This window comes from Silvimonas sp. (assembly GCF_031291215.1).
In the GTDB taxonomy this organism is placed as follows: Bacteria; Pseudomonadota; Gammaproteobacteria; order Burkholderiales; family Chitinibacteraceae; genus Silvimonas; species Silvimonas soli.
Genome location: NZ_JARLJK010000117.1, coordinates 75,366 through 98,468, shown reverse-complemented (window position 1 = coordinate 98,468; position 23,103 = coordinate 75,366). Strand labels below are relative to the sequence as shown.

Here is a 23,103-nt window from a genome sequence, read left to right as displayed (position 1 = left end):
TTCGACTCCAGTTCAATGCATTCATTTCTTCGCCCGGTTTATTTGCTGGCGCTGCTAGCCGCTTTTTATTCTGCAGCAGCAGCGGCGCACCCCCACGTGTGGGTTCTATACGACGTTGCCATTCAATTCAAAGAGGGCAAAGTGGTGGCACTCAAAGAACACTGGGTGTTCGATGAAGATTTCACCACGGCCGTGTTGAGTGACGTTGCCAAGGGCCGCAAGCCAGGCAAGCCGTTAAGCAAAGCCGAAGTCGCCAAGGTCAAGGCAGGCGGATTCGATAATCTGCAGAACTACGGTTATTTTCAGCATCTGGCGATTGAGCGCAGCGCCATTAATGTCAAGGCGCCGACCGACTTCACCGCGCGGCTGGACGGCGCCAAGCTGGTTTATGAATTTACCTTGCCGCTGGATAAGCCCGTCGATCCGCGTCAGGGCAGGGTGACGCTGGGCTTTTACGATGAATCTTATTTTGTGGATTACGAGCCCACCAATGCCAGTTCGGTCACGCTAACCGGGGATGGCATTGGCAGTTGCAAGCTCAATTCATTTGAAGACCGTGCCCATCCGATTTTTTACGGCACGGTGAATCCGCTGGTCTGGAAACTCAATTGCTGAATCTTGTATTCACGCTCCGGTTACGGGCGAAGATCACCCTCTGGCTCGCTCTCTTGCTGGCAGCTTGCCTGCTGGCCGGCCCGGCACACGCGGTCGATTATTTCGGGCGCCCGGTGAGCCCGGTGGCATCGTCTACTGCCTCTGCTCCAATTGCCGCTGCGCTTGCCGCGCCGCAAGAAGCGCCATCGCAGCTCAGTAAACTGCCATACCCCGTCCGCATGGCCGTGGGGCAAATCGTGCAATGGCAAAGCCAGCTCAACGCCATCTTGCGCGAACATCTGCAAGAAAGCCGGCAGAGCCACAGCAATGCGGCGCTGTGGGGCATTGTGCTGATCTCGTTTATCTACGGTGTGCTGCACGCGGCGGGGCCGGGGCACGGCAAGGTAGTGATCGGCAGTTATTTTCTGACCCAACGGGCACGGGTATTGCATGGTGTGGCCATGAGCGCCTGGGCGGCCACAGTACAAGCGTTGTCGGCGATTGTACTGGTGGGCGGGCTAGCCGCGCTGTTTGATAGCGGGACATTGAAGATTCTCGGGCATGCCGCCGCGCTGCAAATGATCAGCTATGCCATCCTCGGCGCAATGGGCTTGCTGATGCTGTGGCGACTGGCGCGGGGTCTGGATACCTGTGGTTGCGAGCCCGATGCTGCAACCGCACGCTCTGTTTCTCCATTGCGAATGCCACCAAAGCGTTCGGGTAACGCTGCAGTCGCAGCAAACAAATTGACCTACCGGGCACAAGGCGCAGCCAATGCCAGCCGTAACTGGCGGCAGATGGCTTTGACTGGCGTTGCGGTCGGGCTGCGGCCTTGCACCGGGGCGATACTGGTGCTGATTTTTTGCCTGGCCAACGGCATTTTCATGACCGGCGTGATTTCGACCTTTGCGATGGCACTGGGCGTAGCGATTACCGTGTCGCTGATCAGTCTGGGGTCGATGGGTATCAACCGACTGCTGCCAGCGCATGGCCACAGCGGTGGCTGGCAACGCACGCTGTCTTGGACCGGTGCATCGTTGATCGCCCTGTTTGGTCTAACGCAGACCATCTTGCTGGCAACCGGCGTGATCGCCCCCACGTTGGGGTAGCCCCGAACAACATCAAAGGCGATGGCGGACACGCCGCCTCGGAGATAATCCAGGTGTCGAGTCCGTTCAGACGCGTTCTACTTTCAACACCCCAGCCACGTCGGCCAGCCGCGAGAAAATACGCGGTAGGTCATCCGCTCCGCGAATTTCCACGGTAAAGCGCATGCGTGCCAGTGTGTTCTTCGAAAGCGTGTTCACACCGGTAACGTTGATCTTCTCGCGCGACATCACGTCAGACAGATCACGCAGCAAGCTGGGGCGATCATGCGCTTCCACCAGAATGTCGGTGGCAAAGACGTTGCCTTTTTGCTTGCCCCAATCCGCACGAATCAGTCGTTCGGGCGATGCCGCAGCCAGGCGTTTCAGCGTCGGGCAATCGGTACGGTGAATCGAAATACCACGCCCTTTGGTGACAAAGCCGATGACTTGATCCGGCGGCACCGGTTTGCAGCACTTGGCCAGCAAGGTCATTAACTGGTCGATGCCCTCGATCAGAATGCCTTCGCCGTGTTGGTCGGCGCGCGCACGGCGCACGACGTCTTCCGGATTGACGGTTTCTTCCACCGGCGGTGGGCTGGTGTTGAAGGCATCCGCCAACTGGCGCAGCGACACATCGTCATGCCCCAACGCAATGTACAGGTCGTTGACGGTTTTTACGCCCAAACGGTGGGCGACGTCTTCCTGATTGGCTTGGGTGGCCCCACAACGCGAGGCTTCTTTGTCGTACAACGCTTTACCGGCTGCCACCACCACATCCAGATTCTGCTGGCGTATCCAGTAGCGGATCTTCTGCGCCGCACGGTGGCTTTTTACATAACCCTGATGCAGCCAATCCAGACTCGGGCCGCCTTCTTTGGCGGCAAGGATCTCTACACGCTGACCGTTTTCCAGCGGTGTGTTGAGCGGCACGATATGGCCGTTGACCTTGGCGCCGCGACAGCGATGTCCCAGATCACTGTGCAAGTGATAGGCGAAGTCGACCGGCGTGGCGCCCTTGGGCAACGAGATCACGCGGCCCGCTGGCGTCAGTACATAAATGGTGTCGTCAAAGAGTTCGGCTTTGAAGGCATCGGCCAGATGCGCTTCTTGCGCCATGTCTTCGCGCCAGTCCAGCAATTGCCGCAGCCAGGCGATTTTCTCTTCGTATTTGCTATCGCCTTTGCCGCCTTCCTTGTAGCGCCAATGTGCGGCCACACCAAATTCGGCGTGCTCGTGCATGTCGAAGGTACGAATCTGCACCTCGACGGCTTTGTCTTGCGGGCCAATCACCGCTGTGTGCAGGCTGCGATAGAAATTGCCCTTGGGGTTGGCGATGTAATCGTCAAACTCGCCCGGAATCGGTTGCCACAAATTGTGGATGATCCCCAGCACGGTGTAGCAATCCTTGACGTCATCCACCAGCACCCGCACCGCGCGGATGTCATACAGCTCGGAGAAATCGAGCTTTTTCTTCTGCATCTTTTTCCAGATGCTGAAGATATGTTTGGGGCGGCCCATCAGATCAACGTGTTTGATTCCGGCAGCGGTCAGCTCGCGGCGCAGCGTGGAAAGCACGTCATTGATGAAGTTCTCGCGATCAACCCGGCGTTCGTCCAGCAGCTTGGCGATCTTCTTGTAAGTCTCTGGCTCCATATAGCGAAAGCCGAGGTCTTCCAGCTCCCACTTGATCTGCCAGACGCCCAGCCGATTAGCCAGCGGGGCGTAGATATCCAGCGTTTCACGGGCGATGCGGCGACGCTCTTCATCCGGCACTTTAGCCAGCGTGTGCATGGTTTGCGTGCGCCACGCCAGATTGATCAGCACCACGCGCATGTCTTCGACCATCGCCAGCAGCATCTTGCGCAAGGCTTCAATTTGCTCGGCGTTGTCGGCACCGCGCGCGCGGCCCTGGGTCAGGGTATGAATCTTGCGTACGCGCCAGACGCCTTCAACCAGCGTAGCGACGGCTTTGCCGAAATGCGTTTCGATGGCGACCGGGGCATCGGCCAGGCTGTCGGGCGCGCCGAACAGCAGCGTGGCGATGACGGCATCGGCATCCAGATTCAGGTCGGCCACAATCGACGCCGAAGCGACGGCGTGCGGGTACACCGGCTCGCCAGTGTCGGGATGAGTCTTGCCCTGGTACAGCGTGGCGGACCATTCCAGCGCTTGTTGCAGACGGCGCATCTGCTCGGGCGGATAGCGGCCAGACAGGGCGTGCAGCCAACGCGCCGGGTCGGCGGCTTCGGCAATGGATTGGGCTAAGGGGCGGGTGACGGCAACCATATCTTTCTCGAAATGCTTAGGGCTGATTTTGCCTGAATCCGGGCCATGCTTGCTGTCGGGATTCAACAAAACCCAAGCTTATTTTAAGAAAAGTACGTGAAGCATGTGCGGCAATGATGACTGGACAATGGCGGCGCATACTCGCGAGCGGTTGAAACGGCATGTTCTGGCCATACCTGCCAACCTTGCCGGTTGGCGCGTCTCGCCGCCAATACGACGGCGAGAGCGTTCATTGGTTCGTTTATTGCGCGGAAACCGGAGCACTGCGTAGTGCGGTTTCGAGTTGGCTCAAGGCTTGTGTGAGCGCCTGCGCTTGCGCAGTGGCGATGCTGTCTCCGCTAACCGGTTCGGCTAGCGGAGCGCTCGCCGAGATCTGCCCGTCGTACACAAAACGGTTGTCCGTGGTATCGCGGACCCGAAAGCCCAACTGGACGTGTGCAGTGCGCGGCTGACCTGGGCGCAGATCGACGTACAGCGCATCGACGTCGCTTTCCAGAACATAGCGCGACGGCCACGGTGAACGCGATGGAATGACATGGCTGAATAAACCAGAGCGGCCTATCCAGTCGGTAATCCGGTCGGCCAGCAAAAACGGCAACGGTGAGGTGTAACCGCGATACGGGTCACGCGTATAACGCTGGTCGGTTTCGCGGTAAATGAAGCGGCTGCCGCCTAGCTCGCCAGGCGCATTGGGCAACATGACCTTGAGCGTGTCGTTAAAGCGCGGCGCGCTGGGTGCGGCGGCTGCCGGGTACGGCGTATCGAGCTGATAGCGGGATTCTTGCGGTGGCGTGCTGGAGCAAGCGGCCAGCAGCACAACGGCGGCGAGTAGCGGGGCGGCGAGGCGGAGCGGGGCGCGGGTCATTGGGCGGGCAACGGGTAAGGGGTAGGCGTGCTGCCAAACAGCAGACTGCCTGGATTGCTGTTGGCGCGATCAGTCAGGCGGCGCAAATCATCGCTGGCCGAGTGCAGGTTCATCAAGGTTTCTCCCAGTTCGCCTTCGTGCCCGGCGGTAAGCTGATCCAGCCGCGACATGGTTTGATCCAGATGTTTGAGCGAGTCACTCAGCTGCGGGCTTTCGAGCAACTCACGCAGTTTTGCGCTGCTGACAGCCAGATTGGCCGGCGCACTGGCCATGCCAGGCGCGTCCAGCATGGCATGCAGCTGCGCACTGGTGGCATGCACCTCGTTGAGCATCGCCCGAGCATCGCTCACCAATTGGTCCAGCGGGAGTTTGTCCAGCTTGCCGGCAACGCTATCGAGCGATTTGGCGATGCTGGCCATGGGAATCTGCCCCAATTTGTCGTCGGTAGTGGCCAGCAGGTGATTCAAGCGGGTCACGGTGGTTTCTACATCCAGCTTTTGCATGCGGGTGATGATGTCTTGGGTGGCACTCATCAACTGTGAAACGGCACTATGGGCAGACGGGATATACAAATCGAGCGGCGCCCAGGAAATCGCGAGCGGCCGGTTGCTGTACGGGTTGAAGTAGTCGATTTCCAGATAACTGGTGCCAGTCAGCCCCTGCGGTGTAATCCGCACCCGCAAACCGCGGTCTATCTCGCGCTGCAGCGTCTCCTGGCTGGGCAATTGCATGGTTTTGCCGCCAAACAGTTCGGGGCGCAAACGCGTTTCGACCAGCACATATTGCAGCCGCTCGGACGGCGGGGAATCCAGCTGATATTTGGTGTAGGTAAATGAAATTTTGCTGACTTCGCCCACGGTTACGCCGCGATAGCGCACCTTGGAACCGACATCCAGACCTTGGACCGATTCATCGAAATACGTTTCCATGGTGACGCTTTTGCCCAGCCAGCGGCCCGCACCAAACGCGATGAACAGCAGCGCTGCGGTGATCACGGCGATCACCACAAATAATCCCAGCCGAAAGTAATGCTTGCTATGCGTCATGTTGCTCCGCGTCTGAAGAACCGGGTTACGCGTGGGTCCGGGTGATGGTCGCGTAAATCGGTGGGCGTGCCTTCGGCAATGATGCCCTTGTTCTGTTTATCCAGCATGATGGCCCGATCGGCAATCGCAAAGATGCTGGCGAGTTCGTGTGTGACCACCACAAAGGTTAGCCCCAGCACCTGCGCAAGTCGTTTGATCAGGGCGTCCAGCTCGGCAGAGGTGATCGGGTCCAGCCCGGCGGACGGCTCATCCAGAAACAGAATGGCCGGGTCCAGCGCCAGTGCCCGGGCAATGGCTGCGCGTTTTTGCATGCCGCCGGAAAGCGCCGAGGGCAGGTAGTCGGCAAATTGTTCGAGCCCCACCTGACGCAGCTTGAGACGCGCCACCAGATCACGCGCGGCGGCGTCCAGCTGGGTGTAGGACTCCAGTGGCAACATGACGTTTTCAAGCACCGTCATGGAGCCAAACAAGGCGCCCGATTGATACGCCACGCCAAACTGCGACAGAATGCGCCGCCGCTCATCGCCATCGGCCAGGGTGAGGTTTTCGCCCTTGATCAGCACGTGGCCGCGGCGCGGTGTTTCCAGCCCGATCATGTGTTTAAGAAGCGTGGATTTGCCACACCCGGAGCCGCCCAGAATGGTCAGGATTTCACCTTCCTGTACAGTCAGGTTGACGTCCTTGAGTACGATATTGCGGCCATAGGCGCAGGTGAGGTTCTCAACCTTGATGATGTCCATCTACCACCCCAGGTAGTAGAAGGCGACAGCAAACAAGCCATCGGACACCACCAGCATGACAATTGCGCTAACCACCGCCTGCGTGGTGCTGGCGCCAACCGCGCTGGCTCCGGCACCCGTGTTCAAGCCACGCCGACAGCCGATCACCGCAATACCAAAACCGTAGACGGTGGCCTTGGCCAAACCGCCGATGTAATCGGAAAACCCGACCGAATCCATGACTTGGGCGGCGGAGGTAGTGAGCGGGATATTGAAGCTCAACAACACCAGCCCGGCACCGAAAATACCAACTACCTCGGCCAGCACCGTGAGCAACGGCGCCATCAGCGTAACGGCCAGAATGCGTGGCAGCACCAGAAAACGCACGGGTTCCAGTCCCAGCGTGACCAGCGCATTGATTTCTTCATTCACTTTCATGGTGCCCAGTTCTGCCGCAAAGGCAGCGCCAGTGCGCCCGGCCAGCAGAACGGCAGTCATCAGAGGCGCCAGTTCGCGTACCAAAGCCAGACCGACCAGATTGGCGACGAATAATTCCGCGCCAAACTGGCGCATGGGCACAGCAGACTGGAAGGCCAGAATGACACCCAACAAAAACGCCACCAACAACACGATGGGCAAAGCGTTGACGCCAGCTTTGACGCACTGCTCGATCATGTCGCCCCAGCGCAAAATACTCGGGCGACGTAGCAATACCAGCCACGCTTCAGTCAGTTCGCCGGTAAAGGCGAGCAGATCGTAAACACCGCGCCAGACATCGGCGGCTTTGCTACCCAAGCGAATCAGAAAGCCGGGCCGCGTTGCCGGAGCTTCCACCTTGAGTGGTGTCTGGGGATCGAGCTCATTGAGTAGCGCGGTATAGCGTTGCGGCAAACCTTCAACCACGCCGCCGCTCTGGATTAGCTCATACAACAGAGCCAGACCGGCGCCATCGCAGTAATCCACTGCAGCGGCGTTGATCCGCAAGTCTTTGCGAGCAAAGGTACGGGTGGCGGGCCAGACCGCGGCACTGCCATTGGAGTCCAGCCGACCGGCCAGATAGAGAAACTCGCCAAGATCATCGTGGCGCAGTTCAGCAAGCGTGGACAGCGTCGGCGGCGAGGTATCTGGCATGAGTGCGGCGAAAACCTGGGTCAGTTCTGCAAGCGGTCGGTGAGAATCCGGCTGGATTCCACGAGCCGGTAAACAAAGTGTCCCGGCGTTTCTTGCGACTGATTCGGGCGCTTCCAGCGCAGCATGGCATCGGCCAGTTGCCGGAAAGCATGGCTGGCTTCCGCTTCAGGAAAAGCCTCGATCACCGTGCGGCCCAGGCGCATGGCGCGTTTGAGTTTGTCATCTTCCGGCACATAACCAATCAGGCGCAGACGAATTTCCGCACCCAGATATTGCGTGGCAACGCTGCGAATGCGGTCGAACAGCAGGCTGGCGTCTTCCAGGCTGGCAACACGGTTGACCAGAATGCGGAATTCGCGCCGGGCGTATTCGGTGTACAGCACCTTGATCGTGGCGTACGCGTCGGTGATCGACTCGGCGTTTTGCGAGACGATGATCAGCACGTCGTCAGCGGCCAAAGACAGATTTGGAACACCAGACAGGGTGGTCGGGCGGGTATCGAGCAGCAGGAAGTCGACTTCTGCCGTGAGCGTTTCAAACTCTTGCGCCAGCCAGGAGAGTTCGCGCTCGTTCAAGCCCGCCAGCATGGTGGCGCGGGCAGAGACCGGCAGGATGGCGAAACCGGCATCGGTTTGCACCACCGCGTCGGCCAGTGAGATTTCGCGACGCAGAACGGACTCAAAGTGATAAGCCTGCGCCAGTCGCAAGCGATGCAAAGAGTTGGACTGCCCTTCAAACTCATCCAGCAGCAACACTTCACGCTGACGCTCGGCCAAGGCGGCGGCGAGGTTGATCGCCAAGGTGGTAGCGCCACTGCCACCGCGGCCGCCATTGAGGCTGATGCTGCGGCACGGTGTCGGGCTAAGCAAAGCCCGCAAGCCGGCCGCTTGATCCAGCCAGCCATTAGCCACGGCGGTTTCTCACATTCAGATCAAGCGGAACTTCAGTTGCCCCGGTTTGCGAGCTCATATACAGCGGGTATTCGTCCTGCCGCAGCTGGAATACCGGGTTGTCGGCCGCGCCGCGGAACGAGCGGTCAATGAGGTATTCAACATTGGCGCGGTGCAGGTCTTCCGGCACGCGCTGCCCATTGGTGACGAACTGCAATTGCAGCCGGTGGCGAATGGCCACATCCAGACAACCGCCCTGGCTCATGGTTTCGTCCAGCTTGGTCAGAATGCAGCCTGCCAATGTTGGATTTTTGTAGCGGCGGGCAACGTCATCCAGCGTGGCTGGCGCCGCGTTGGCCGCCAGCAGCAGGATGGTCGAAACCCGATCCTGGCCGAACAGCGCCAATTGTTCGCCAATGCGCTGGTCCCGCTGACCCATACCCACGGTATCGATCAACACCAGATGGCGGTCAGACAAATCGGCCAGTGTCAGTTCAAGATCAGTCTGGTCTTTGACGTCATGTACCGGAATGCCAATGATGCGGCCATAAATGCGCAGTTGATCTTGCGCGCCGATCCGGTAGCTATCGGTGGTCAGCAGCGCAACCGAGTCCGGCCCATGCAGCAGCGCGCAGCGAGCGGCCAGTTTGGCGACAGTGGTGGTCTTGCCCACGCCAGTCGGCCCGATCAGGGCAAATGTGCCGCCGCGTTCGATCAAATCATCGGAGCTGGCTGGCAGGTTGTGCACCAGCGCGGCTTTAATCCAGCGCAAGCCTTGTTCGATGCCGATATCCGGCATTTTTTCGATCAGCTGGCGGCTCAAGGCAGGCGAGAAACCGCCGGCCAGCAACTGACGTAATACTTCGAGTTTTTCTGGCGCATGGCGCGACAACTCGCCCCAGGCCATGCCAGCGATCTGGCTTTCCATCAGCCCGCGCAACAAGCGGATTTCGCGCGCGATGTCTTCCATGGCCTCTTTATTCGGCGGCGATGGCTGGCTGGCGTTGGCGTCTTCGTAACGGAAATTGGTCGCAGTGCGCAGTGGTTCTTCGCGGCGCGGCGGTGTCGACTTCAAACCAAGCGACGGCGTTACTGCGGGCGCGGGTTGCACTGGCGCGGTCTGCCGGGGCAGTGGTTCGTCCAGCAGGCTGGCGTAAGTGGTTGGCGCAGCAGGGGTAGGCACCGGTGTCGGAATCGGGGCGTTGCTTTGTGGCGTGGGAGCCAGATCAGCCAGCGAAGGTTCGCTGTCTTCGTGTTCTTCGTCGGGGATGGCATAAGAGCGTTCCAGCGCCCGACCGGTCGGTGTTGCAGGGGTATCGTCGTGAATGGAACGCAGCAGGCGTGCGCCATTAGCCCGGGACGGCGTGCGCGATGCACCGCCGGTTTTTACACCAGTAAGGGTAGCGACGTCCGAGTCGGCAACAGCCATGATCTCGACCCCGCCACCGGAAACCTGGCGGTTGGACAAAATCAGAGCGTCGGGGCCAAGTTCGTCCCGAACTTGCCGAAGCGCATCTCGGGTGGTGGCGCCGTAGAATTTTTTGACGACCATCGCAGTGGCAGTTCTTTTTAAAGTGACTTGAGAATGCTGACCATTATGGGGGCGTAGCGGTATTCAGCCAAGTCGCAGTGGTAACTGTGTCCAACCGGTACGGCCTGAGCTGCCGCCTGGCCGCGACCAGCGTATTTGTGGGCATGGGCGCTCAGGTATGCGCGCCCAGCAAAAGCAGTTTTTCGATGGCACGATTGGCGCGACTGGCTTCCAGCTGATTAAGGCAATTCATGTGACCAAGCGGGCAAACGCGCTCAAAACAGGGGCTGCATTCCAGATCCAGCGTGACGATCTCAGCCCGGTTGGATAGCGGCGGCGTGAATTCGGGTGAGCTGGATCCATAAATGGCTACCAGCGGGCGATCCAGCCCGGCCGCGACATGCATCAAGCCCGAATCATTGGCGACCACCACTTGTGCCAACGACATCAGGTCAATCGCTTCCGCCAGGCTGGTTTTGCCACACAGATTGACCGCGCCGGGTGCCAGCGCGGCAATCTCGCTGGCAATTTCATCATCCTTATTGGAGCCAAACAGCCAGACCTGGTCGCCTTGCGCCATGCGTTGACGAGCCAGTGCGGCAAAGTGATTGGCCGGCCAGCGTTTGGCAGGGCCATATTCGGCGCCAGGGCAACAGGCGATGATGGGGCGATCTGCAGTCAGGCCCAGTTTGTTCAACGCAGCCGTGCGCGAGGCTTCATCGATCTTCAGGCGCGGATGCGGCACCGGGCGTTGCAATGGTTTGCCCGCGTCATCAGCCAGTGCGGCAAAACGCTCCACCATTTGCGGTAGAGCCAGCGGATTGAGCGTGCGGGTGTCATTCATCAGGATGAAACGCGCTTCACCTACCCAGCCAGTGCGCACCGGAATACCGGCAAACCACGGAATCAGCGCCGATTTGAGCGAGTTGGGCAGCACAATGACTTGATCGTAGCCACGTTGCTTGAGTTGCCTTCCCAGTTTGATGCGCTGCGCCAGCCGCAACGAGCCATGACCAAACGGGTTGTCGATGGTTTCGCTGATCTCGGGCATGCGCGCATGAACCGGGCGCGTCCACGGTGGCGCGAGCACGTCAATCTGCACGCCAGGATGGCGCTCGGCCAGACGGCGGTACAGCGGCTGAGCCATGATGGCGTCGCCAACCCAGGCTGGGGCCACGATCAGTATTTTTTTCATGCAGTGTCGCAAGAGTGGGCGCTACTTAAAACGAAGAGGAAAGCGGCTGCTTGAAAAGCCGCTACCCGAAAAGACAAAACGGCGCGATGCGCCGTTCTATCCAAGACTCACCGCAAGGTTCAGTGATGACCCTTGAGCACTTCGCCAGCTTTCAGACGATAGCGGGTGCCACAGTACGGGCACAGTGCTTCACCGGTTTTTTCAATCGGCAAAAACACCCGCGGATGGGCGTTCCAGCTCACCATATCCGGCATCGGGCAGTGCAGCGGCAAATCGCTGGCACCGACTTCGATCTCACGCAGGGTATTTTCTTTCAGTTGACTCATGCTTCGCTCACTTGACAGGGGTCAGCCACTCAGCGCGGGAGCCTTCCTGGCCCTTCACGCTGGCAAAGTAACGGGATTGCAGCAGTTCGGTAACCGGACCACGACGGCCTTCCCCAATGGTGCGGCCATCAAGTTCGCGAATCGGCGTGACTTCGGCGGCAGTACCGGTGAAGAACGCTTCATCCGCACTATAGACTTCGTCGCGGGTAATGCGTTTTTCGATGACCTGAATGCCGTGTTCTTCAGCCAGTTGCACGATGGTGTCGCGGGTGATGCCTTCCAGCGCACTGGTCAGATCAGGCGTGTACAGCTTGCCACGACGCACAATGAACACGTTCTCGCCCGAGCCTTCTGCCACGTAGCCTTCGGCATCCAGCAGCAGTGCTTCGTCGTAACCGTCGCGGGTGGCTTCGGTGTTGGCGAGGATCGAGTTCATGTAATTGCCGTTAGCCTTGGCTTTACACATGGTGATATTGACATGGTGGCGGGTGAAGCTCGAAGTCTTCACACGGATGCCTTTTTCCAGGCCATCAGTACCCAGGTACGCGCCCCACGGCCAGGCAGCGACGATTACGTGCACGTCATCTAGAGGCGGAGCCACACCCAGCTTGCCCGCGCCATAAAACGCCATCGGGCGCAGATAGCACGATTGCAGACCGTTTTCTTTCACCACGGCCAGTTGGGCAGCGTTCAGTTGTTCTTTGGTGTACGGCAGCTTCATGCCCAAGATGTGGGCGGAGCGGAACAGGCGATCGGTGTGATCCTGCAGGCGGAAGATAGCCGGGCCGCTTGGTGTTTCGTAAGCGCGCACGCCCTCGAAAACGCCCAGGCCGTAATGCAGCGTGTGGGTCAGCACGTGCGTGGTCGCGTCGCGCCACGGAACCAGTTTGCCGTCGTACCAGATGACGCCATCGCGGTCAGCCATCGACATGGGTGTTTCTCCTGCCTGATCGGTGAATTAGGAAAGTCTGCAATTGTAACCGAACACGCCGGACTACCTCCACCCGTATCTGTACGGGCTGCGACGTGCGGTGCAACAAGGTTTGGCGGGCAATTACTGCCCGGATCAATCGTCAGCGCCGGTTACAGCCGGGCGAACAAATCCTGGCCGGTTTCATCTACCGCTTTATCAACGACCTGAGTCACGCTGAATGCCTTGAGAAAAGCCTCCGCTTTGGCGGTATCCAGCCGGCTGGACGCAATCTGGCCCAGCCCGGCGTAAAGCGCATCCAGCAAAAGCGCTTGTTCACTTAAACCAATGCGTTCTGCCAGGCGGTTGATCGCCTCCAGCGTGCGCGGGTGCCGGGTATGGATGGTGATCTTGCCGGGCTCGGCAATGCTCATGGTTTGCTTGCGCCGGGCAGGGGGGAAGGCACGAAAGCCATCGCGGCGCACCTGAATGGCTTCTTTGGCCGAGTGCCAATACACGCCGCTGATAAATCCGGGCGGACTAGTGCGGCGAACCGGTGTGGCAATGGGCTCGGCCACTTTGAAGTTAAGGCGCGGCAGATACTGGGTGTCACGCGATAACCAGGCTTCGCCGACGCGGTACGTGCCGGGCTGGTCGCCATTGCGGGCGCTTTCCCAGTCATTGGTCAGCATGAAACTTTGGCCCAGTGCGGGCACTTCAAGAGTGGTGCCGCGTTGCCACGAACGCAGCGTTTCAACGTCGGGATTAACCAGCAATTGCACATTCATCAAGCGGGCTCTGGGGTCTTGTTGTTAGATATTCTTACCTATCATACTCAATGTACGTATCATCAAGCCAATGGTCCAGGCAAAAAAATGGCCCACTTTGCATTCCGGAGCGGTTGCAAAGCGGGCCAGGGCTTTCACGTTCTACTGAGTCATCCTGCTGGCGGGGGCGCTAACAAGAAGAAGCTCGAGTTGGTTAGAACAGGCCAAACGGAGAATTGGAGAACTGCATTACTCAACTACGATGTTGCACATTATCCGGATTCGCTTCGTCAATGTATGTGTCATATTTTCATGATTTGGCGTAACTGTTTACATTGTGTCAATCATCGTATGGTTGATTGTTCCGCTCTAAACCATGCGTGCGCGGGGGCAAGCATGGCAAGCGCTGCCACCTCACGCACAGCGGGCTTGCACTCACCCTTGTAGTCCCGGTCAGGTAACGCCTGACAGGCCCGTCACGGCAAAAGCACATAAAGTTAGCTGTTTTCGTGATAAACTCGTTGATTATCCGGAGGTTTCCGATACCTCGCTCCGGTTCTCTGAATCAATGAATGAAGCTCGTTGGAGTAAGCGCAGGATGACATTTGCAACGCTGGGGCTGGCGCCCGCAGTACTCAAAGCTGTTGAAGAACAAGGCTATGAGAGCCCAACCCCGATCCAGGCTCAGGCGATCCCAGTGGTGCTGGAAGGCAAGGATGTATTGGGCGCAGCCCAGACTGGCACCGGCAAAACCGCCGCGTTTACCCTGCCCATCCTCACTCGCCTCGCGCCTTACGCCAACACCAGTGTTTCTCCGGCTCGCCATCAGGTGCGTGCGCTGATCCTGACTCCAACCCGCGAACTGGCCGATCAGGTTTATGAATCGGTCAAAACCTACGGCAAGCATCAAGCTCTGCGTAGCCACGTGGTGTATGGCGGTGTCGACATCAATGGCCAGATTCCTGCGCTGCGTGCCGGTGTCGAAGTGCTGGTCGCCACGCCAGGCCGCTTGCTCGATCACGTGCAGCAAAAAACCGTGAATTTGTCGCAAGTCGAGATTCTGGTGCTGGACGAAGCCGATCGCATGCTGGATATGGGTTTTATCCCCGATATCCGCCGCATCATGGATTTGCTGACCAACCGCAAGCAGACGCTGCTGTTCTCCGCGACTTTCTCGCCCGAAATCAAAAAGCTGGTGGCCGACTTCCTGCACGAACCAGTGACAGTTGAAGTGGCTCGCCAGAACGCCACCAACGAAAACGTTGAACAAATCCTGCATCCTTGCGAAACCCATCGCAAAAAAGCTTTGCTGGCGCATTTGATCCGCACGCAAGACATGCAGCAGGTCATTGTGTTCACCCGCACCAAACAAGGTGCTGATGTACTCGCCCGTGATCTCAAGCGCGAAGGGTTTGAAGTTGAGGCTGTCCACGGTGATCGCGACCAGAAAGCGCGGATGGAAGCGTTGGCCGCGTTCAAGGAAAACCGTATCAAGGTGATGGTTGCGACTGACGTTGCCGCGCGTGGTCTGGATATTTCCGAACTGCCGTACGTGGTTAACTTTGAATTGCCAGGCAACCCGGAAGACTACGTGCACCGTATCGGTCGTACCGGTCGTGCTGGTGCCAAGGGCATTGCCATTTCGCTGGTTGATCCGGGCGAAGAAAAGGCTTTCCTCGGCATCCAGAAGCTGATCAAGAAGACTTTCCAGCTCACGCCAGTGCCAGGCTTTTCGCCGGGTACTCATATGGAGCCCGCAGCACCCGCCAGCCCGCCGCAACGTACCCGCGACAATCGTGAAGGGCGTGAATCCCGCGACGGGCGTGAACGTGGTGGCAATCGCGAAGCCCGCAGTAACGCCGTAGCCACACCGCCGCGCATGGCGCCAGTGCGTGCCAACGCCGTTGCAGTTGTCCCGGCTTTGGGTGGCAGCGCCCGCACCGTTAACGAAATGCCAGATGCGCCGCTGATTGCGCACAATCGCCCCAAGCAGATTGCCGCTTTGTTCCTGCCACCGCGTTATCCGGTCAATTCGTCCGGGTCCTGAGTGTGACGGTCGCATTTGCTGACTACTGGAATAGCCGTCTTCGTGACGGCTTTCCTGTTTTGGCAGCGATGCAAGTGCACGTCATGGGCGATGTGGATGATTGGTCGCTCGCGGTACCATACGAACCCAACCGCAACGATCACGCCACCGCTTTTGGTGGCAGTATCTCGACGTTGGCGACGATAGCTGGCTGGATGGTGGTGAATGTAGCCGCGGGCGAGGGCGCCGATGTGGTGATCCAGTCTGGTGCTACTGACTTCCTGTTGCCGATCCCCGGCGATTTTTCTGCCCATGTGCTGCCGGTTGATGAACAGCAACTGGCTGCCTTCCAGCGCATGTACCGGCGCCGTGGCAAAGGGCGGCTGTCTATGACCGTAGAAGTGCACACAGCCAGCAAGATGCTGGCTGCGCGTTTTGTCGGCGTTTATGTGGCGGTGCGGTTGTAACTGGCCAAGCCTGTTATGTCGCCCGCTGGGCCAGCGCCGCGCTGGTCAACGCCGACAGGCTGCTGCGCTGACGGCCAGCCGCATCAAAATTATCCGCCTGCAGCCATTGTTCAAATGCCACCTCCAGTAACGGCCATTCGCTATCAATAATCGATAACCAGGTGGTGTCGCGACTGCGTCCTTTATTGATGGCGGCCTGGCGAAAAATCCCCTCAAACGTAAAACCCAAACGCTCCGCTGCGCGATGGGACGGTGCGTTCAGCGAATTACACTTCCATTCATAGCGGCGATAGCCAAGCTTGAAGGCGTTGCGCATCAGCAAGAACATCGCCGCGGTCGCCAGTTTGGTCTTTTGCATGCGCGGCGAGAAAGTCAGCCAGCCAACCTCGATACTCGCCGTTTCTGGCGCAATGCGTAGATAGGTGGCGATACCCGCAGCCAAGCCGGTTGCGGCATCGACAATGGCATACGGTTGCGGGTCAGACTTGCTTGCCAGCGTACGTAACCAGCCGTCATGCCCGGCCTTGTTGGCAAATGGCCCGACACTCAAATAAGTCCAGACACGGCCTTCGATATCTTCCGAAAAAGCTTCCCACAACGCGTTGCTGTGTTTTGCCACATCAAGCGGTTCCATCCGGCAACCGTAGCCTTCCAGCGTGGTAGCAATCGGGAAAGGTGGATTTTGCCAATCCGGCAAGGGTTTACCCAAAGGTTGGCCGAGTTCATTGCTCCATGTCTGCATTGTTTTTTTCCTGAGGCGGGGTGGTATCAGGGGCAGTTTAAAGCGAGAATGGCCTGCCATTTAATGCCAATTTCATTGCCAAGATAAGGCCAATGCATTTTTCCTTGATACCCGCCGACATCAATGCGCCCAGCCTGCAGGACCAGGTTTGCAGCCAGTTGCGCGAACATATCCTCAAAGGTCTGTACGTGCGGGGCCAGCGCTTGCCCGCTTCACGGGTGCTGGCGGCCGAACTGGGCGTGGCTCGGGTTACGGTCGAAGCGGCGTATGTGCGGCTGGAAGCCGAAGGTTATGTGCAGCGGCGGGTGGGCGCGGGGACATTCGTCGCCATTGATGTGTTGACGCGCTTTCCGGCCAAACCGGTGGCGGGGCAGGCGATTGCCGGGCCGTCGCAACGCGGGTTGGCGACGCAATTGGCAACGCGGCTGCGTTTTGACGTGCCGGATCAACGAGATTTCAGCGCTGGCTTGCCTGATCTGCGCGTGTTTCCGCGCGAGCTGTGGCTGAGCTTGCAATCGCGCATTGTGCGCGGGCCGGAAAGTGATGCGCTGATGGATTACGGTGATGCGCAAGGTTATCTGCCGTTACGCCAGGCCATAGCGGCGTATCTGGCGCAATCACGCGGGGTGCGCTGTCATCCGGGGCAAGTGCTGATTCTTTCCAGCTCGCAACAGGCGCTGCAATTGCTGGCGACCACTTTGCTCGATCCGGGCGACGTGGCTTGGGTTGAAGACCCCGGTTACCACGGTGCCCGCGCCGCCTTTCAGGCCGCCGGAGCGATATTGCAGCCGGTGGGGCTGGATGAGGAAGGGCTGCTCTGGCGCGAGCCGGATGGCAGTTGCACTCTGCCCAAACCCCGGATGATCTACGTCACGCCTTCGCATCAATATCCGCTGGGAATGCGTATGTCGCTGGCGCGACGCATGGATTTGCTGAGCACGGCGCAAGCGCAGCGCGCGTGGGTTGTGGAGGACGATTACGACGGCGAATACCAGTACGACCATAAACCGCTGCCTGCCATGCAAGGGCTGGATGACGCTGGTTGCGTCTTGTACGTAGGCACCTTCAGCAAAGTGTTGTTTCCGGGATTGCGCCTAGCTTATGTGGTCGCGCCCGAGCCGGTGATGCCCGCGCTGATTGCGGGCCGCCGCGCTTGCGACGGTCATAGCAGCCAGTTACAGCAAGCGGTGACGGCGGCATTTATCAGCCAGGGGCATTTCAGCGCGCATTTGCGGCGCATGCGTTTGCTGTACCGCAGCCGCCGCGACTGTATGCTGCAAGCGTTGGCGCCGCTGGGCGAACTACTTCAGCCGACCGGATTTGCCAGCGGTTTGCAGTTTGCCGGACTGGTGCAGCCGGGGCAGGAGGCGCCGCTGACCGCTGCCGCCCGCCGCAGCGGTTTGGCGTTGCGTGATTTGCATTACGCCCATCTGGGGCCGATTACGCGAGAGGGCTGGCTGCTGGGCTATGCAGGGCTGAACCACGAAGAGATTCGGGATGCGGCTGGGCGCTTGAGCCGTGTTATCCGTGGCGCGACCAAACGCTGAACTGGTTGATGGCCGCGCGGTGTCAGCGGTTTTGCGCCATACCCGCGACCAGCGTGGTCACATTGTGCCGGTACATTTTTAGATAGGTATCGGCCACACCATCTTTGGATAACGCATCCGAAAACAGCTTGTCGCCCGGTTTGCTACCGGTTTCGGCAGCAATCTGCTGCACCATTTTCGGATTGCTGATGTTTTCCATAAACACCGCATGAATGCCACTTTGCTTGATCTGGTTAATCAGCTTACCCACATCTTTGGCGCTGGGCTCGGCATCGGTGGAAACCCCTTGCGGTGCCAGAATCTTGATGCCAAAGCGAGCGCCCAGATACCCAAATGCATCATGCGAAGTCAGAATGACGCGTTTTTGCGGTGGCACTTTGTTGAACTCGCTGGTCGCCCAGCTGGCCAAATCGTCCAACTGTTTCTGGTAAGCCGTGGTGCGCTGCTGGTAATAGCCGCAACCTGCAGCGTCCGCTTTGCACAGCGCCGCATTGATGACGCCGACCATGGCTTTGGTGCGCGCAGGGTCTTGCCAGGCATGCGGGTCAGTGACACGTTTGCCGTCTTCATCCATCACCAGCGTATTGCCAGCCTGATTGACGGTAACCACGGTGCCCTGGTAATTGGCGGCTTGTTGCAAGCGGGTCAGCCAGCCTTCCAGCCCCAGCCCGTTCACAAAGAACAAACGGGTGCGTGAAATGCGGGCGATATCGGCCGGTGTTGGCTGGAATACGTGGGCATCTTCATCTGGCCCGACCAGGCGGAATACCGAAACGCGCTCGCCGCCGACTTGCTGCACCAGATCACCCAAGATGCTGAAGCTGGCTGCTACCGGCAACGGGGTGGCGGCCTGAGCCAGACCGGAAAAACACAGGAATGCTAGCGAGAGCCAGCGAATCAGACGTGGCATGGGCGGGATGATCCTTGGAGCTTAATGTTGCAAATGAGTTTTGCTGGCGCGGCGGCCCAGCCAGCCATGTGGGGCCAGCCACAGCGATACCAGATAGATGATGCCGGCCACCAGCACGATGGCCGGGCCGGAAGGCAGGTTCAGGTGGTACGACAGCAGCAGCCCGATAACGCTAGCGGCCAAGCCGGACAACCAGGCCGACAACAGCAGTCCGGCCAGCGTATCGGCCCACAGGCGGGCAATAGTGGCGGGCAGCATCATCATGCCGACTGCCATCAACGTACCCATCGCCTGAAAACCGGCAACCAGATTGAGCACCGTCAGCACCATCAGACCGAGGTGATAACGACTGCCGCGCCCGCCGGTGACAGCCAGATAACCGGGATCAACGCATTCCAGAATCACCCCACGGTAGTTCACTGCCAGCCAGATCAGGGTGATGCTGGTGATGGTCGCCAGCAGATACAACGCCGGGTCATCAATTGCCAGCACCGAGCCGAATAGCAAGTGGATCAGATCGACATTGCTGCCCCATTTGGATACCAGCACCACGCCAACGGCCAGCGACACCAGATAAAACCCGGCAAAGCTGGCGTCTTCATTCAGGCTGGTATAACGGCTGGCCAAACCGGCAAGTAACGCCACCAGCAAACCTGCGGCAATCCCACCGCCCGCCAGCCAAGGCAACGCAAAGCCACCGAAGATAAAGCCGATGGCCGCGCCGGGGAGCACGGCGTGAGACAGCGCATCACCCATCAGACTCATACGGCGCAATACCAGCATGACGCCCATCGGCGCGCAGCCGGTGGCCAGAGCTACGCAGCCCGCCAGTGCGCGGCGCATAAAGGCAAAGTCGCTAACCGGCGCAATAAACAGTTCATTCAAAGTCATGCTTGGGCACACCACGGGGCATCGTTTTGCCAGTATTCGGTCATTTGTTGGGCGCGCTCAAGGTTTTCTTCGGTGAGCGTAGTGGCTGTCGGCCCCCAGGCAATCACCTCATGGGCCAGCAAAGCGGTTTCGGGAAAGTGCGAGTGGGCAATGGTCATGTCATGCACCACCACCGCAACCGTGCGCGATTCATCGCGCCAGTGTTCCAGCAGTGTCAGCAAGGTGTCGCGCGTGCGGGTGTCGATATTGTTGAACGGCTCATCCAGCAAAATGATGGGCGTGTCTTGCACCAGCAAGCGGGCAAAGCGGGCGCGTTGCAGCTGGCCACCCGATAAAGTGGAGATCGGGCGTTGGCCAAAGCCACCCAGACCAACGCGTTCCAGCGCAGCTTGCGTGCGGGTTACTTCATCGCCATTCAGGCTTTTCAGGCCACCTTTACGCTTCCAGGCGCCAGCCAGAACCAGTTCGCTAACGGTGAGCGGAAACTGTCGGTCCAGCTCGGCCAGTTGCGGCAGATAGGCGATTTCGCCATCGACCGTGATTTTGCCGGTGGTGAGCGGCTGTAGCCGTGTAATGGCTTTGAGCAGCGTGGTTTTACCGGCGCCATTCGGGCCGACCACGGCGGTCAATCCGCCTGCGGTAAAGGTGCCGCTGACATGATGCACGGCGGGATGCTTGCGATAACAAACGGTGATGTCATCCAGCTGGATCATTTACAGCGCCCACCAGGTCATGAACCAGACCAGCGCCAAAGGCACCAGCGCAATCAGCAAACGTTGCGCCGCGCTAAACGCGAACAGTCGTGCCGGTAAGCCCGGACGAACAACGGCGGTTGCGTGCGAATGAGCGTGGGAATGTGAAGCGTGATCGGAATGGGAGTGAGACATGGCCGCCGCTGCAGGCTGTTTTTGCAATAATGTTGCATTATGCGGGAAATCGCCTGCGCCGGGCAAGCCACACTGGCTCATGCATTGAGGTACGGCGGGGTTCGGGTGGCTTAATCGTCGGTATTGGCTGGCGCGCCAATCGCTTTCAGATAGCCATCCAGGCTGCGTTCGGCATCGGTAACAAAATGCCGCTGCAAGAGTTGGGACTCGCTGATGCGATCCAGCCGGAAATTGCGAAAAGCCTGACGCGTCTCACACCAGGCGGCCAGCGTCCATTTATTGCCCCAGAAAAACAGCCCCAGCGGCCACACGTTGCGCATTTCGCTGGCGCTACCATCGAGGCGTTGATAGTCGATGGCAATGACGTAGTTGTGCCCGATGGCGTCGCGCACCACATCAAATACATCGCCACTAAAGGGTTTGGTCCAGCTGGGCGAATACAAGGCGATACGCCCAAAGCGCTGGCGCAACTCGTTGGGCAGCGCGCACTGCACTTTGGATTGCGCACTATTGGCCGCGCGCTCCAGGCCAGCGCCCGCCCAAGACTTGACCATGCGCAGGCCAATGGTGATGGCTTCGAGTTCATCGCGATCAAACATCAGTGGCGGCAGGTCAAAGGTTTTATGCAGCACATAACCGACGCCCGCTTCGCCATCAATGGGCACGCCGGAAGACATCAAATCCTGAATGTCGCGGTAAATGGTGCGGTCCGAGACTTCCAGTTTCTCGGCCAGCCAGCGGGCAGTGGTCAGACGCCGACCGCGCAGAAATTGCACGATCTGGAACAGGCGGTCGGCTCGGCGCATTTGTTGGCGGTCCTTAACCCACGGTCGAAAACAAACCGACGCTATTGCCTTCGGAATCGATCATGCCAGCGATAAAGCCGATGCCTTTGCCCAGATCAACCACCGGGAAATCCATCTTGCCGCCAGCTTGTTCGATGCGGGCCAGTACGTCGTCCAGCTTTTCTTCGCCCACATTCATATAGGCGCGAATGCCACTGCGGCCTGGCAGGAAATTGTCTGACTTGAACAGCGCGCCACCGGGCTGATCTTCGGCGTGTGGAAACACGGCCTGGAGTGAGCCGCCAAAGTTTTCACGATGCAGCACGGTTCTGAATACGGCTTGATAAAACAGCACAGCACGCTCCATGTCGGTGACGGCAATTTCAGTCCAGCAAAACGGATTCGCAATGGTGTTCATGATGCAATCTCCTGAGTACGTTGGCAGTAGCGTCGGATGACGTGAGGCCAATGTACAGAGGGGCTACTGACACCCTCCCGTCAGTAGTCTTTCTTTGTTTGCAGTTCACAAAGCCGCCCTGACTTTGTTGCCGAAGCTTGCCGTACGAATCGTACTGTCTGCGCTTCGGCGTCGCGTCAGGACGGCTTTGTGAACTGCCTTGGCATTGCAGAGAAAATCATCTGACTTTGTTGCCGAAGCTTGCCGTACGAATCTTTCTGTCTGCCCCAAGGGGGTACCACAAGGGCACGCTTCGGCGTCGCGTCAGGACGACTTGGTGAACTGCTTTGGCATTGCGGAGAAAATCGTCTGACTTTGTTGCAGATGGCTGTTTCTGCCTGCGGCGTGATCAACCACTCTGCACTTCAACGTGATACAGCCCCCACGGACAGGTGGCGAAGCGGTCGGGCAGGGGTTTGGCGGTCATGTCGGGGAAGGCGTCGGGGGCGTATACGGCCCACAGTGGTCCCAACCCGCCCAGTGGCATGGGTTTGCCGTCCATATGGGTCGCGACGATGTAGCGATATTTGCGTAGGTCGCCCAGTGAAATCCCTGCGGCGTAGCCATCTACCGCACGCAGCAACACTTTCACTCCATCACGCGTCGGGGCACCAGCGGTGGCAAGTAACTGGGCCAGATACGGGCCTTTGAGCAAATGGGACTTGCCGTCATATTCCAGCGTGGCGTGCATTTCCACTGCGGGCATTTTCAGCAAATCGGCGTAAGTCAGGCTCCATGCCGAGTCAAAATGCACGTTCTGTTTTTTCAGCATGACGTCAAAAGCCGGGTTCAGCGGCCCGCGATTGCTGCGGGTAATGGCGCCAGAAATTGTCAGCAGCGCAGGCTCGGGTACGGCGGGAGCTGCTGGCGCGGGTTTGTCTTTTTTGCGGGCCAATGCGCTGGCGGGCAACGTGGCGATCAGGGCGGCACCGGCGGCGAGAAACTCACGTTTATTCATGACTTGTTGATTTCCTGTGCAGAGGCGGTGCGACCAGTTGGCCTGACCGGCAAACCTCGTATTAAACCATTGTTCCGCATTGAGC

Annotated in this window: 24 protein-coding genes; 5 read left to right on the top strand and 19 right to left on the bottom strand. The window is 59.0% G+C overall.

Annotated features, from left to right (window positions below):
• The first annotated feature begins 15 nt into the window (after window positions 1–15).
• Window positions 16–615: a DUF1007 family protein gene (locus tag P4L78_RS12185; protein ID WP_283150215.1), complete on the top strand. Its 600-nt coding sequence runs from the start codon at window positions 16–18 to the stop codon at window positions 613–615.
• On the top strand, window positions 609–1,703 hold the full coding sequence (locus P4L78_RS12180) for a hypothetical protein (protein ID WP_309328320.1): 1,095 nt from the start codon (window positions 609–611) through the stop codon (window positions 1,701–1,703). The genes P4L78_RS12185 and P4L78_RS12180 overlap by 7 nt, the downstream gene beginning before the upstream one ends.
• Window positions 1,704–1,769: 66 nt before the next feature.
• Here P4L78_RS12180 and P4L78_RS12175 read toward each other — a convergent pair whose 3' ends face one another.
• The 11 genes from P4L78_RS12175 to P4L78_RS12125 all read right to left on the bottom strand — a co-directional run bounded on the left by P4L78_RS12175 (window position 1,770) and on the right by P4L78_RS12125 (window position 13,369).
• The gene (locus P4L78_RS12175; protein WP_283150213.1) at window positions 1,770–3,968 is read right to left on the bottom strand and encodes a bifunctional (p)ppGpp synthetase/guanosine-3',5'-bis(diphosphate) 3'-pyrophosphohydrolase; all 2,199 of its coding nucleotides are present in this window, start codon (window positions 3,966–3,968) and stop codon (window positions 1,770–1,772) included.
• A 241-nt stretch (window positions 3,969–4,209) separates the two neighbouring features.
• Window positions 4,210–4,833, bottom strand: a complete 624-nt coding sequence (locus P4L78_RS12170; RefSeq protein ID WP_283150212.1) for a hypothetical protein — start codon at window positions 4,831–4,833, stop codon at window positions 4,210–4,212.
• The gene (locus P4L78_RS12165) at window positions 4,830–5,879 is read right to left on the bottom strand and encodes an MlaD family protein (protein ID WP_309328319.1); all 1,050 of its coding nucleotides are present in this window, start codon (window positions 5,877–5,879) and stop codon (window positions 4,830–4,832) included. Before P4L78_RS12165 ends, P4L78_RS12170 begins: the two co-directional genes overlap by 4 nt.
• Window positions 5,876–6,619 carry an ATP-binding cassette domain-containing protein gene (locus P4L78_RS12160; RefSeq protein ID WP_309328317.1) on the bottom strand — a complete coding sequence of 248 codons (744 nt, stop codon included), beginning with the start codon at window positions 6,617–6,619 and terminating at the stop codon, window positions 5,876–5,878. Before P4L78_RS12160 ends, P4L78_RS12165 begins: the two co-directional genes overlap by 4 nt.
• Window positions 6,620–7,729: an ABC transporter permease gene (locus P4L78_RS12155; protein WP_309328316.1), complete on the bottom strand. Its 1,110-nt coding sequence runs from the start codon at window positions 7,727–7,729 to the stop codon at window positions 6,620–6,622.
• Between the two features lie 20 nt (window positions 7,730–7,749).
• A complete protein-coding gene (locus P4L78_RS12150; RefSeq protein WP_309328315.1) occupies window positions 7,750–8,640 on the bottom strand; it encodes an AAA family ATPase in 891 nt (296 codons plus the stop codon).
• Window positions 8,633–10,171 carry a flagellar biosynthesis protein FlhF gene (gene flhF, locus P4L78_RS12145; protein ID WP_309328313.1) on the bottom strand — a complete coding sequence of 513 codons (1,539 nt, stop codon included), beginning with the start codon at window positions 10,169–10,171 and terminating at the stop codon, window positions 8,633–8,635. Before flhF ends, P4L78_RS12150 begins: the two co-directional genes overlap by 8 nt.
• A 151-nt stretch (window positions 10,172–10,322) precedes the next feature.
• Entirely contained in the window at window positions 10,323–11,345 is a 1,023-nt protein-coding gene (gene waaF / locus P4L78_RS12140) for a lipopolysaccharide heptosyltransferase II (protein ID WP_283150206.1), read from the bottom strand.
• A gap of 119 nt (window positions 11,346–11,464) precedes the next feature.
• A complete protein-coding gene (locus P4L78_RS12135; RefSeq protein WP_283150205.1) occupies window positions 11,465–11,671 on the bottom strand; it encodes a zinc-finger domain-containing protein in 207 nt (68 codons plus the stop codon).
• A 7-nt stretch (window positions 11,672–11,678) separates the two neighbouring features.
• Window positions 11,679–12,602 (bottom strand): branched-chain amino acid transaminase, encoded by a 924-nt coding sequence (locus P4L78_RS12130; protein WP_283150204.1) that lies wholly within the window; start codon window positions 12,600–12,602, stop codon window positions 11,679–11,681.
• A 152-nt stretch (window positions 12,603–12,754) separates the two neighbouring features.
• A complete protein-coding gene (locus P4L78_RS12125) occupies window positions 12,755–13,369 on the bottom strand; it encodes a hypothetical protein (RefSeq protein WP_309328312.1) in 615 nt (204 codons plus the stop codon).
• Between the two features lie 577 nt (window positions 13,370–13,946).
• Between P4L78_RS12125 and P4L78_RS12120 the strand changes: the two genes are divergently transcribed.
• A complete protein-coding gene (locus P4L78_RS12120) occupies window positions 13,947–15,395 on the top strand; it encodes a DEAD/DEAH box helicase (RefSeq protein ID WP_283150202.1) in 1,449 nt (482 codons plus the stop codon).
• Window positions 15,396–15,397: 2 nt separating this feature from the next.
• Window positions 15,398–15,841, top strand: coding sequence for a YiiD C-terminal domain-containing protein (locus P4L78_RS12115; protein ID WP_309328310.1), 444 nt, complete (start codon window positions 15,398–15,400; stop codon window positions 15,839–15,841).
• A 13-nt stretch (window positions 15,842–15,854) separates the two neighbouring features.
• Here P4L78_RS12115 and P4L78_RS12110 read toward each other — a convergent pair whose 3' ends face one another.
• Complete coding sequence (locus P4L78_RS12110; RefSeq protein ID WP_309328308.1) at window positions 15,855–16,583, bottom strand: GNAT family protein; 729 nt, start codon at window positions 16,581–16,583, stop codon at window positions 15,855–15,857.
• A 92-nt stretch (window positions 16,584–16,675) separates the two neighbouring features.
• Here P4L78_RS12110 and P4L78_RS12105 point away from each other — a divergent pair, with 92 nt between their 5' ends.
• Window positions 16,676–18,130, top strand: a complete 1,455-nt coding sequence (locus P4L78_RS12105; protein WP_309328307.1) for a PLP-dependent aminotransferase family protein — start codon at window positions 16,676–16,678, stop codon at window positions 18,128–18,130.
• A 22-nt stretch (window positions 18,131–18,152) separates the two neighbouring features.
• On the opposite strand, the gene P4L78_RS12100 is transcribed toward P4L78_RS12105, so the two are convergent.
• The 7 genes from P4L78_RS12100 to P4L78_RS12070 all read right to left on the bottom strand — a co-directional run bounded on the left by P4L78_RS12100 (window position 18,153) and on the right by P4L78_RS12070 (window position 23,018).
• Window positions 18,153–19,040, bottom strand: a complete 888-nt coding sequence (locus P4L78_RS12100) for a metal ABC transporter substrate-binding protein (RefSeq protein ID WP_309328305.1) — start codon at window positions 19,038–19,040, stop codon at window positions 18,153–18,155.
• 21 nt (window positions 19,041–19,061) lie between these two features.
• Window positions 19,062–19,931 (bottom strand): metal ABC transporter permease, encoded by an 870-nt coding sequence (locus P4L78_RS12095; protein ID WP_309328304.1) that lies wholly within the window; start codon window positions 19,929–19,931, stop codon window positions 19,062–19,064.
• Window positions 19,928–20,644 (bottom strand): metal ABC transporter ATP-binding protein, encoded by a 717-nt coding sequence (locus P4L78_RS12090; protein ID WP_283150196.1) that lies wholly within the window; start codon window positions 20,642–20,644, stop codon window positions 19,928–19,930. Before P4L78_RS12090 ends, P4L78_RS12095 begins: the two co-directional genes overlap by 4 nt.
• On the bottom strand, window positions 20,645–20,818 hold the full coding sequence (locus P4L78_RS12085; RefSeq protein ID WP_283150195.1) for a hypothetical protein: 174 nt from the start codon (window positions 20,816–20,818) through the stop codon (window positions 20,645–20,647).
• A gap of 110 nt (window positions 20,819–20,928) precedes the next feature.
• On the bottom strand, window positions 20,929–21,624 hold the full coding sequence (locus P4L78_RS12080; protein ID WP_283150194.1) for a YafY family protein: 696 nt from the start codon (window positions 21,622–21,624) through the stop codon (window positions 20,929–20,931).
• Window positions 21,625–21,637: 13 nt separating this feature from the next.
• The gene (locus P4L78_RS12075) at window positions 21,638–22,021 is read right to left on the bottom strand and encodes a VOC family protein (RefSeq protein WP_283150193.1); all 384 of its coding nucleotides are present in this window, start codon (window positions 22,019–22,021) and stop codon (window positions 21,638–21,640) included.
• A gap of 388 nt (window positions 22,022–22,409) precedes the next feature.
• The gene (locus P4L78_RS12070) at window positions 22,410–23,018 is read right to left on the bottom strand and encodes a hypothetical protein (protein WP_309328301.1); all 609 of its coding nucleotides are present in this window, start codon (window positions 23,016–23,018) and stop codon (window positions 22,410–22,412) included.
• Window positions 23,019–23,103: the final 85 nt, after the last annotated feature.

Excerpts from the sequence above, each read along its gene's own strand:
- P4L78_RS12185 (WP_283150215.1), top strand. The coding sequence starts at position 16 with ATGCATTCATTTCTTCGCCCGGTTTATTTGCTGGCGCTGCTAGCCGCT.
- P4L78_RS12175 (WP_283150213.1), bottom strand. The coding sequence starts at position 3,968 with ATGGTTGCCGTCACCCGCCCCTTAGCCCAATCCATTGCCGAAGCCGCC.
- P4L78_RS12170 (WP_283150212.1), bottom strand. The coding sequence starts at position 4,833 with ATGACCCGCGCCCCGCTCCGCCTCGCCGCCCCGCTACTCGCCGCCGTT.
- P4L78_RS12165 (WP_309328319.1), bottom strand. The coding sequence starts at position 5,879 with ATGACGCATAGCAAGCATTACTTTCGGCTGGGATTATTTGTGGTGATC.
- P4L78_RS12160 (WP_309328317.1), bottom strand. The coding sequence starts at position 6,619 with ATGGACATCATCAAGGTTGAGAACCTCACCTGCGCCTATGGCCGCAAT.
- P4L78_RS12155 (WP_309328316.1), bottom strand. The coding sequence starts at position 7,729 with ATGCCAGATACCTCGCCGCCGACGCTGTCCACGCTTGCTGAACTGCGC.
- flhF (WP_309328313.1), bottom strand. The coding sequence starts at position 10,171 with ATGGTCGTCAAAAAATTCTACGGCGCCACCACCCGAGATGCGCTTCGG.
- waaF (WP_283150206.1), bottom strand. The coding sequence starts at position 11,345 with ATGAAAAAAATACTGATCGTGGCCCCAGCCTGGGTTGGCGACGCCATC.
- P4L78_RS12135 (WP_283150205.1), bottom strand. The coding sequence starts at position 11,671 with ATGAGTCAACTGAAAGAAAATACCCTGCGTGAGATCGAAGTCGGTGCC.
- P4L78_RS12130 (WP_283150204.1), bottom strand. The coding sequence starts at position 12,602 with ATGTCGATGGCTGACCGCGATGGCGTCATCTGGTACGACGGCAAACTG.
- P4L78_RS12125 (WP_309328312.1), bottom strand. The coding sequence starts at position 13,369 with ATGAATGTGCAATTGCTGGTTAATCCCGACGTTGAAACGCTGCGTTCG.
- P4L78_RS12120 (WP_283150202.1), top strand. The coding sequence starts at position 13,947 with ATGACATTTGCAACGCTGGGGCTGGCGCCCGCAGTACTCAAAGCTGTT.
- P4L78_RS12110 (WP_309328308.1), bottom strand. The coding sequence starts at position 16,583 with ATGCAGACATGGAGCAATGAACTCGGCCAACCTTTGGGTAAACCCTTG.
- P4L78_RS12105 (WP_309328307.1), top strand. The coding sequence starts at position 16,676 with ATGCATTTTTCCTTGATACCCGCCGACATCAATGCGCCCAGCCTGCAG.
- P4L78_RS12100 (WP_309328305.1), bottom strand. The coding sequence starts at position 19,040 with ATGCCACGTCTGATTCGCTGGCTCTCGCTAGCATTCCTGTGTTTTTCC.
- P4L78_RS12095 (WP_309328304.1), bottom strand. The coding sequence starts at position 19,931 with ATGACTTTGAATGAACTGTTTATTGCGCCGGTTAGCGACTTTGCCTTT.
- P4L78_RS12090 (WP_283150196.1), bottom strand. The coding sequence starts at position 20,644 with ATGATCCAGCTGGATGACATCACCGTTTGTTATCGCAAGCATCCCGCC.
- P4L78_RS12085 (WP_283150195.1), bottom strand. The coding sequence starts at position 20,818 with ATGTCTCACTCCCATTCCGATCACGCTTCACATTCCCACGCTCATTCG.
- P4L78_RS12080 (WP_283150194.1), bottom strand. The coding sequence starts at position 21,624 with ATGCGCCGAGCCGACCGCCTGTTCCAGATCGTGCAATTTCTGCGCGGT.
- P4L78_RS12075 (WP_283150193.1), bottom strand. The coding sequence starts at position 22,021 with ATGAACACCATTGCGAATCCGTTTTGCTGGACTGAAATTGCCGTCACC.
- P4L78_RS12070 (WP_309328301.1), bottom strand. The coding sequence starts at position 23,018 with ATGAATAAACGTGAGTTTCTCGCCGCCGGTGCCGCCCTGATCGCCACG.